Below are 3,652 nucleotides of genomic sequence, written 5' to 3'. Positions count from 1 at the left end.
TGGCGGTCACTGTTGTCAATACGGCAGGGAAGTGCGTCGCTGCACTGAGCCCGACGTTAGGCTCCGGCAGTTTCCCGACCATCACTGGTTTGTTTCAGGCATGTTACAAGTGCCTCGGAGAGGCGATTCAGCACCATCGGTAGGCTCGCCGCGTGGAAACCCCCTCACTTGGCCGTCGCATCCTCGCCCTGCTCATCGATTGGGCGGTCGCCGCCTTGAGCGCAGTTGCGTTGACCGGTGTCAGCTATCCGCCGAAGGACATCGGGGAGAACCTCGTGATCGTTGGGTTCTTCATCGTCGAGGTCGGCATTCTGACCGGCCTGTTGGGCTTCACGATCGGCAAGCGGATCCTCGGTCTCCGGGTCGAGAATCCCGCCGGCCAACCGATCGGCATTCCCCGTGCAGTCCTGCGTACGACACTGCTTTCGTTGGTGCTGCCGGCCATCGTCATGAACGAGGACAAGCGCGGACTGCACGACATCGCAGCGGGCGCCCGGGTCATACGCGTCTAGACGTCACGCCGCTGGGAGTGGTTGAGTCGCTCCATGGCTGGCGGTCGTTGGGTCGAGCTCCGGGTTCACGGTGTCAGCGGTACGCCGCCTGAGTCGCTTCTCGCTCACCCGCACGTCAAGCAGATCGCCGGTGACGGCTACTCGCGCTACTTCCGGCCGATCAACGGCAGCGGCAAGGAGCTGAAGGCCGACGACGGTCACACGGTCGAGGGCTACCACTGGGGCCAGTTCACGTCGGGTTCGTGGCGTGCGGGCCTGTGGTTGATCCTCGTTCCGTTCGGGCTTGTCAACGCCGCCCAGTTCATGCTGCCGCCGTTCGTCAACCGAACCTCCAAGTTCTGGCACGGACTGTGCGGTGCGCTGCTTCGCCTGGCGGCGTTGCTCATGACCTGCCTGTTCGCGTTCACCTCCGGCTTCGTGCTGATGGACCTGCTCGGCTGGCGCTGGGCGGCCAAGACCCGTCTTCTCAAGAGCTATGAGCCGGACACCGTTCTCACGGGCGCGGTGATCCTGAGTGCCGTCGCGATGCTTGCTCTGTACGTGCTCGGCAAGGGTTTTGGCCGTACGGGACCGTCGGACTCGACCGAGATGGACGAGACGACGACCACGCCGCTCGCCAAGAAGTCGTTCTACCAAGGAGATGCGGACGCCTCGACTCTTCGCGCCCTGCACCTCGTGGCCGCATTCGCGCTGATTGCGATCATGGCAACGTTCGCGCGTGACGCGAACGCGTGGTCCAGCCGTCCGATCGTCGGCATGATCGCGTTCGGTCTGCTGGTCCTGGTTGTGCTGGTGGTCATCTTCCTCGGCGATCCCGAGGGTTCGGTCAGTGTCGCGATGCCGTCACGGATGGCTCGCCTTCGCGCCACGTGGCATTCCGTGACCAAGGTGCTTTCTCCCTTGCTCCTGGTGATCTCGACGATCATCGTGATCGCCGCCGCCATCCAGATGGGCGGTGTCGAGCGACCCAAGCCCGTCGGCCGCATCGAAGCCTTCGACGGGTTCGCCAACTCACTGATGGTGGCCGGAGTCGTGGTGCTCGTGCTGATGTCTTGGGCCAACGCCGCGCTGGCGTGGACCACGCGTACGAAGACCGGCAGCAAGAAGGACCCCGCGAGATTCTTTGTTCGGTACGCGTGGGGGATGACGAGCTATCTGATCGCCACCGTCGCGACATTCATCGGTGTGGGATTCTCGGCCGCAGTCTCGACCGCGGTCTCGACCTCGCTCAATCTCGACATCGCCGAGCGCATCGACGAAAGAGGGCTGACTCTCAAGACGCGGGTCGGCGCGACTCCCATGCTGGACCGCGTGGCGTACGCCTGGGGACTCACAGCACTGATGTTGATCGCGATCGCCATCTTCGCCCTGACGTTCTACTTCATCCGCCGCAAGCACTTCCTGGCCTCGAGTGAAGCGATGCATGCCGCGCCGGCCGACGCGACCACCAAACTGCCTGAGGGGTGGACGTCCAAGATTGCACGCGGGATCTGGATCGCGCGCCTCAAGACCAAGCTGCCTTCGCTGTTCTGGGTGTTCGCTGCATTCGGAGTGTTGTTGGCCCTCGTGGTCGCCTGGGAAGTCGGCTTCTGCGCCGGTGGGAACGATCCGACGGAGTGCAAGCAGGCGCCGTGGCTGCTCGACTACCTGAGCCAGCCCCGCCGTAGCGGCAATGGTGACTTCCTGACCATCTTTGGCGCGTGGACGCTGCTCGGCCTGGCAGCTGGCACCGTCGCACTCAGCCGTGGCGCCATCAAGACCCAGTCCTCCAGGCGTGGCGTCAGCATCATTTGGGACATCGTGTCGTTCTGGCCGCACGCGGTGCACCCGTTCGTGCCGCGGCCGTACTCGCAGCGCACGGTGGTCGATCTGCGCGACCGCATTCGATGGCACCTGAGTGACATCGGGGAGTCCGATGTGCAGCGACCTGTCGTCGTATGTGGGCACAGCCAGGGGAGTCTGATCTCGTTCAGTGCTCTCTTGCTTCTCAGACCGGAGGAGCGCGATCGTGTGGCTCTGATGACGTTCGGGTCCCAGCTGCGGATGATCTTCCCGCGCGCGTTCCCCGGCTTCGTCAATCTGGACTCGATTGCTGGCCTCTATGCGTCGCTCAACGGCGCCTGGGTCAACCTCTATCGCGCAACCGACCCGCTGGCCGGGCCCGTGCTGTCGTGGGACCACTCGCCCGACGGCGCTGAACCGTCATCGCAGCACTTCCCGAACATTGGTGCCGGTCGTCAGCCTGACTCGTACGATCCCGTGACCCGCCGCCGCATCAGTGGTGCCGATTGGCGAGTCATCGATCCAACGCCGTACGACGAGGCGCTCCAGACCGGGCCGGTGACCCGACTTCACGGTCACAGCGAGTTCTGGGACGACGCGGACTGGCCGACCGCCCTTCAGGCAGTCGTCAACGTTCCACCGCGAGGCTGAATCAGCCTCGCATTGCCTTGCGGGAGCCCTTCATGCTCGTGGGCACGGGGCCGCGCGGCATGGGGGCAGCCGGACGCATCGCGTCGAGGGCCTTCAGCTTGTAGAGCAGCGCCGTCATTTGGGCCGGCTTGATGTTCTTGGGCAGCTTTTGGACGTGCTTGAGGAGCTTGGTCAGCTGCACCTCGCCCTCGCCGCGGCCGACGACGATGTCGGTCACGGGTACCTCTTCGCCGCCGATACGGGCGTGCTTCTTCTTCTCGGCTGCGAGGAGGTTCTTGACCCGGGTGGGGTTGCCCTCACCGACCAGGATGATGCCGGGACGACCGACCACTCGGTGGACGATGTCCTGGTTCTTGGTGAACGCGACGGCGGGCTTGACGTCCCAGCCGCGCTTCAGCATCTGCAGGGCACCCGCTGCGGCACCGGTCTGACCCTCGACCTGCGCGTACGCGGCCTTCTCGGCGCGACGTCCGAAGACGATCAACATGGCAAGGATGCCGATCAGGATGGAGAACAGGATCGTGACGATCAGGCCGAACGTGCCCGTACCGAAGACGAGGTAGCCCAGCGCTGCCGAGGCACCACCGAACACGAGGAACGTCAGCAGCAGGATCAAGCCGATGTTGCGATCGCTGCGCTTGGTGATCGTGTAGGCCTGTCGCATCTGGCGGATGCGGCCCTTGGCGGGTGCGGGTGTGGCGTTGGAC

3 protein-coding genes are annotated in these 3,652 nt (G+C 64.5%); 2 read left to right on the top strand and 1 reads right to left on the bottom strand.

The annotated features are described in order from the left end of the window. Positions 1-152 precede the first annotated feature (152 nt). Together V6M39_RS08775 and V6M39_RS08770 are read left to right on the top strand one after the other, a co-directional pair. Positions 153-512, top strand: coding sequence for an RDD family protein (locus V6M39_RS08775; RefSeq protein WP_332643438.1), 360 nt, complete (start codon positions 153-155; stop codon positions 510-512). Positions 513-545: 33 nt separating this feature from the next. Next, positions 546-2,945: a hypothetical protein gene (locus V6M39_RS08770; RefSeq protein WP_332643437.1), complete on the top strand. Its 2,400-nt coding sequence runs from the start codon at positions 546-548 to the stop codon at positions 2,943-2,945. 1 nt (position 2,946) lies between these two features. On the opposite strand, the gene V6M39_RS08765 is transcribed toward V6M39_RS08770, so the two are convergent. Beyond that, on the bottom strand, positions 2,947-3,652 hold a 706-nt coding region (locus V6M39_RS08765; protein WP_442880742.1), incomplete at its 5' end, for a DUF4191 domain-containing protein.

The sequence above is a fragment of the Aeromicrobium sp. genome, from assembly GCF_036675695.1.
Classification (GTDB): Bacteria; Actinomycetota; Actinomycetes; order Propionibacteriales; family Nocardioidaceae; genus Aeromicrobium.
This window is presented reverse-complemented; position numbering and strand designations above follow the sequence as displayed.